The organism is Prevotella sp. TF12-30 (genome assembly GCF_003436715.1).
Taxonomy (GTDB): Bacteria; Bacteroidota; Bacteroidia; order Bacteroidales; family Bacteroidaceae; genus Prevotella; species Prevotella copri_A.
Map to the genome: position 1 here is coordinate 69,091 of NZ_QSQJ01000015.1, position 6,000 is coordinate 75,090.

At 48.4% G+C, this 6,000-nt stretch carries 4 protein-coding genes; 2 read left to right on the top strand and 2 right to left on the bottom strand.

The annotated features are described in order from the left end of the window. Positions 1 to 167: 167 nt before the first annotated feature. Positions 168 to 1,082, bottom strand: coding sequence for a peptide chain release factor N(5)-glutamine methyltransferase (gene prmC / locus DXD25_RS07745; protein ID WP_117662676.1), 915 nt, complete (start codon positions 1,080 to 1,082; stop codon positions 168 to 170). Between the two features lie 87 nt (positions 1,083 to 1,169). Between prmC and ribD the strand changes: the two genes are divergently transcribed. Beyond that, entirely contained in the window at positions 1,170 to 2,207 is a 1,038-nt protein-coding gene (gene ribD, locus DXD25_RS07750) for a bifunctional diaminohydroxyphosphoribosylaminopyrimidine deaminase/5-amino-6-(5-phosphoribosylamino)uracil reductase RibD (protein ID WP_117662678.1), read from the top strand. A gap of 65 nt (positions 2,208 to 2,272) precedes the next feature. After that, on the top strand, positions 2,273 to 2,431 hold the full coding sequence (locus tag DXD25_RS16945; RefSeq protein WP_187360455.1) for a hypothetical protein: 159 nt from the start codon (positions 2,273 to 2,275) through the stop codon (positions 2,429 to 2,431). A 92-nt stretch (positions 2,432 to 2,523) separates the two neighbouring features. On the opposite strand, the gene DXD25_RS07755 is transcribed toward DXD25_RS16945, so the two are convergent. After that, complete coding sequence (locus DXD25_RS07755) at positions 2,524 to 5,817, bottom strand: glycoside hydrolase family 2 TIM barrel-domain containing protein (RefSeq protein ID WP_117662680.1); 3,294 nt, start codon at positions 5,815 to 5,817, stop codon at positions 2,524 to 2,526. Between the last annotated feature and the right edge of the window lie 183 nt (positions 5,818 to 6,000).

A 6,000-nucleotide genomic window follows, 5' to 3' on the forward strand; every position in this document is an offset into this window, starting at 1 on the left:
AACCTTTTTTTACTGCGGATTGCAAATCCGCAGGGACGCCTGGCGGTGGATTTTCTGGAATCGCTAGGCGTTGTCTTCCGTTAGGCGTTCCGCCGGATTTGCAATCCGGCGTCAAAAAATGTTCGACCATATTATTTTGCGGATTTGCAATCCGCTTATCTAATAGTCTATTTCATAGCTCGCATCATTCTCTTCTTTCCGAAAGCATCTTCCTTGGTTTCTATATCCTTGAAATCAAGTTCTTGTAGCATTTCCCGGGTCTCCTTTTCGTAGATAGGATTAATCTCGAAGTATAATGCTCCTCCGGATTTGAGTGCTGAAGATGCATATTCGGCGATGGCTCTGTAGAATTTCAGCGGGTCTTCATCGGGAACGAAGAGGGCGAGGCTCGGTTCGTGCTCCAGCACATTCTTTTCCATATCCGCTTTCTCCTTTTCGCAGATATAAGGAGGATTGCTCACGATGAGGTCTGCTGCTTCTGCTGCTTTTGGCAAAGCCAATGCATCCTGATGTTCTATTCTGACATTTCCGGCTTTCATCATTTCCACATTTCCTTGTGCTATTCGGAGGGCATCTTCCGAAATATCCCATCCTGTAACCTCAGAATTAGGAATGTTGAGTCCTAATGTGATGGCAATGCAGCCGGAACCTGTGCAAATATCAAGAATCAGCTTAGCGTCGTCTGTCGCCTGAGGAGAATTTCCCGAAGAATCTTCTGGAGAATCTTCCGAAGAATCTTTCGGAGAATCTGTTGATTTTCCTGCAATATCCTCCTCTATCCACTGGCAGAGTTCTGCGGTTTCCGGTCTCGGAATCAGCACGCCTGGCTCCACACGAAAGGTCCTGCCGGCAAAGTCGGCTTCGCCCAAAACATACTGCACAGGTTCTCCTTTTTGCAGTCTTATGATAATTTCTTCCAGTTTTCTTTCCTCGTTTGCAGATATTTCATTAACTTTGCCGCAGATTATGTCGGTCAGAGTCATTCCGTACTTCACATCAAGCACGGTGCGGACGATAGCCTGTGCTTCGCCAGCATCATAAAGTGGGGTGAGGGATTGCCAAAGTTGCTGATACGTTTTCATCTTGATATTGCTTGTTGCGATTTGATTTGAGAGCAAAGGTACGACATTTTATCGAAAATGAGTAAGAAAATCGAAGAAAAATAGGATATGGAACAAAATAAAGTATCTTTTCAGAGTCCGCTGACGGGCGAACCGCTTAGCCAGCAGGAGATAGATGAAATGTTCATGCGCCGCTGCCTGCAGTTGGCGAAGAACGGTAGGCAGAATGCGAAGCCTAATCCGATGGTGGGCGCCGTCATCGTGAGTGAAGAAGGCAGAATCATCGGCGAGGGCTATCATGTAAGATGTGGTGAGGGGCACGCTGAAGTTAATGCCTTTGCGTCTGTGAAGCCCGAAGATGAGCATCTGCTGAAGGAAGCCACCATCTACGTGAGTCTCGAACCCTGTTCTCATTATGGCAAGACGCCTCCTTGTGCCGACCTTATCGTAAGAAAAGGTGTAAGGAGATGTGTCTGTGGCTGCGTGGATCCTTTTGCCAAGGTTCAGGGGCGTGGAATCCAGAAGATTCGCGAGGCAGGAATCGAGGTAACAGTAGGCGTTCTGGAGTCGGAATGCCTCGAACTGAACAAGCGCTTCATCACCTTCAATACCCATCAGCGACCATACATCATCCTGAAATGGGCGCAGACTGCGAATGGTTTTCTGGATAATAATTATCAGGGAATGGCGATTTCGTCGCCTTTTACCAAGATGCTTTCGCATAAGCTTCGTGCCGAGAACGATGCCATCCTGGTGGGTAGAATCACCGATGAGCGTGACCATAGCCAGCTCAACGTAAGAGATTGGAGCGGAAAGGATCCGATGCGACTGGTCATCGATCGCCATCATCCTTGTTTCGAGGGCTTGGATTTCTCCAAGGGTAAGGAAGAGGTATTGAAGCAGATGATGCAGTACCTATATAATAATAAGGTGCAATCGCTGATAGTAGAAGGTGGCGCCATCACCCATCAGGCTTTCCTCGATGCCGGATTATGGGACGAAATCAGGGTAGAAGCATCTTTATCCACATCTGTGGAAAACGTGGTAACTGCCGGAACAGCAGCACCAAAGCTTCCTCATAACATCCGGTTAGTGAGCCATGAAGCGTATGATGGAAACATCATCAATACCTATGAGCGCCAATAGTTTCATAGGAGCAATAAAGCTAATCATAAAGTTCAAAGTTCAACATTCAAAGTTCAATGTAAAAAATGAGCAATAGATTTACATCGCGCCTGAGCGATAACGACGATTTCAAGCGAGACGAGTTGATTCGCAAGATAGAGCACGCCGTGGAGCATATGACGCTTGCAGAGCTGGAAGCCCTGTCGTATGACATGTTTACCAAGGGCTACATCCAGGATTACTAAACATTCAAACATAAGAATAAGACAAGATATAAAAAAAGTGGGTGCTACAACAATTCGTGTAGCACCCACTTTTTATATCTTATTCTTTTTCCTTATTTCGCCATTGGAGTGAAGCGCAAGGTGAACTCATGAGCTCCTGTTGGAGTCATGTACTGTGGCAGACAAGAGTCACCACCACAGCTGCGGTTACCGATGCCACGCTGCCAGAAATCGAAGTGAGCGAAAATCTGGTTAGAGCGTACCAGGTCGTAAGGATGCTTGCCACCATAGAATACGTCGTAGTTGAACTGGGCATCATCGAAGTGAGACAACGAGAAGGCTACCATGCCCTCGGTGGTAATCTGCAACTTCGTGTTGTTGTTGTCCAATGTCAACTGGCGCAGGCCCTGGCGGTCGCCCATGGTCTGAGGAGCACTCTGCTCTTCGAACATGCCATCCACGGTGGTCTTGTACAAACCTAACAACGAACCTCTCTGGCGGTCGATGTAGTTGCTCCAAGGACCCTTGGCATAATACTCCACATTCTCGAAACCAGGAGCAAATTGCATGGCAATACCAATTTTTCGGGTTTCCTCAGAAGAATTATTGGTAGTCACCTTCATATCCACGGTTCCGTTAGGATAGATGATGTAAGCAATCTGGTGAGTATCCTTACCGTTGGTAACGGCAGTTTCCACAATCACGGTCTTGCCCTGCTTCTTAGGAGCCTTTACCATCATCTTCTTGCCGGTGAGTGCACCCTCTTCCTTATTCTCGTTCTCGGCAACACCACCTGTAGCACCCAGGTTCACGTTGTCGTTGGCGATGCGGCGGAAACCGTTGAAGTCAGGACCAGCGTTAGGCTGAACGAGCTGAGTATTGCGATAAGTCCAGTTGGCGAGGGTTCCATCCTCTGCGAATGTGATGCTGAAATCCTTGCCGGTGATGGTGTTATCCTTCACCTTCAGCTTGCCCTTCTCCTGGATAGCTGGCAACTTGCCATGGTCTTTCTGTACGAAGGTAGGGTCGGCTACAGATGTGCCTGCTACATTCTCTGCAGAAAGCTTGAACTGCTGCTGAGCCATCTCATACCCCTGCTTGCTCCATGAAGTAGCCTTCTTCAGGATGAGGCTGAAGGTGATGACGTATTCTGCCTTATCATCTACAGCGGTGGTGTATGGGATGTTGATGTCGCAGGTCTTGCCTGGCAATACAGATGGGATTGCCACCTGGTTTTTCTCTACAGAAACGCCATTGCGGAGCACCTCGTAGCTGAGATCATAGATGTCGGCAAGGTTGGTGAATGCGCACTTGTTCTTCAGGGTGAGTACGCGGCTGTAGAAAGACTCGAAGTTCACGTCTCTGTAAACATACTTCACCTCGGTGAGCTTAGCCGTCCACTCTCTTCCTGGAGTAATGATACCGTTGCTCATGAAGTCGCCCTGGAATCCTCTGTAACCGTTGTTCATCTTGGTATAGTCGTAACCGGATGTGTAGTAGTGGAGTCCGGTCTTAGGATCCTTCAGAGGAAGACCCTTGCGGATGCGGCGTGTATCGTAGATTCCCTGGTCAACCCAGTCCCAGATGCAGCCACCGGTAATACCTGTACTTGCCTCGATGAGATCCCAGTATTCCTGCAGGTTACCTACAGCCTGACCCATTGCGTGAGCATACTCACAGATGAAGTATGGCTTGTCGTTGAGGCCGTTCATCTGCTTCTTCACTACCTCGATTCTTGGATACATGTCTGAACCGAAGTCTGAGTACTTGGCACCGTGATTGTAGCCCTCGTAGTGAACCCACGCGTCGCGACCAGGCAAAAGCTCCTTCACCTTATCGTAGGTAGCCTGGAAGTTGTCGCCACCGCCAGATTCGTTACCGAGCGACCAGAATACCACGCTAGGATGGTTGCGGTCTCTCAATACCATGCGCTCTGTGCGGTCCACGTAGGCTGCGCGCCAGGTTGGGTTGTTGGAGAGTGAATGGTTGTTGTGGCACTCCACGTCGGCCTCGTTCATGCAGTACAATCCGTAGTAGTCGAACATCGCATACATCTTAGCCTGACGAGGATAGTGGCTGGTACGAACGGTGTTCACGTTAGCCTGCTTCATCAGGATTACGTCGCGAAGCATGGTTTCCACGTCGATGGCGTGACCATAGAGTGGGTGAATATCCTGGGTGTTGACACCCTTGAAGAATACTCGCTTGCCGTTAACATAAACCAGTTTATCCTTGATGGTCACCTCTCTGAAACCGTATTTGGTAGAGAATACCATCTCTTCCTTGTTGCCAGCCTTCTGGCGAACGATAACGGTATAGAGGTTAGGCTGCTCTGAGGTCCAGGCCTTCAGACCGGTGAGGTTGTCGATGCTAAGGCGACAGTTCTTCTGAGCATCCTTGGCAGTCATCGCTACCTGAGCAGACTGCTTGGCAACAGACTTACCCTGTGGATCGAGAAGCTCGATCTCCAGCGTCTTCTCAGATTTCTCCTTGGATGCATTATTGATAGTCAGGTCAACATTCAGGTTGCCTGATGTGTAATCCTTGTTCAGGGCAGATGTGATGTAATGGTCTGCCACGAAAGTCTTTGGAGTAGCTACGAGATAAACATCGCGGTGGATACCCCCTAGGTGCCACATATCCTGTCCCTCCAGGTAAGAACCGTCGCTCCAGCGGTAAACGCGAACCGATACGTTGTTGTCACCCTTGCGGACGAGGTTGGTAACATCGAAGTCAGCATCGGTATTTGCACCCTGTGAATAACCGGCATACTTACCGTTTACCCAAACCACGATGGCGCTGCAGGCACCGTCGAAGTGCAGGAACACACGCTTTCCGGTTTCCCAACCCTCAGGCAGGTTGAAGTTACGGCGATAAGAACCTACCGGATTCTTGTCGAAATTATCCTTGAAGGCTGTGATGAATGGAGGTTTGTTCTCGAAAGGATAGCCCACATTATTATATACAGGCACATCGTATCCAGCCATCTCCCAGTTGAGAGGTACCTGGAGCTCCTTCCAGGAAGAAACGTCTGCGTTGTCAGCCCAGAAATCATCCTTCTCAGGCTTGCCCTGCTTCCAGTCGGCAGTGTAGTGGAATTTCCACTTGCCGTTGAGCAGGAGATAGTTGGCGTGCTTAGGAGTAAGCCATGGGAATTTGAAGTAGTCGTCCTGCTGCATGGTGGCAGTAGAAGAATAAGGCACGAAAGTAGCGTGCGCCTTTTCCTTGCGATCCTCAAACTTAGTTTCGTCTTCTACCCATTTGTCTGTAAACGGACATACTCCTGCTTTTGCCTCAACCACTTTCTTCACTTTTTTCTTGGTGTGTCTTGGCTGTGCAATAGCTGATGCGCTGAAGAGGAAGGTCAATGCAACCGCAGCTCCCCAAAATAAATGTTTTTGTTTCATTGTCTGGTTGAATTATTAATAATTACAAGTTAGCTAGTTATGAATCTGTTTAGATTTGGTGCAAATTTACGATTAATTCCTGAAACCTCCAAATTATTTTTGTATTTTCGTATCCTGGAGGATAAAATAAACCGACCTGTATGGTTGAAATTACCCAATACGCCCTGAAAGGGCAGAAGCTCC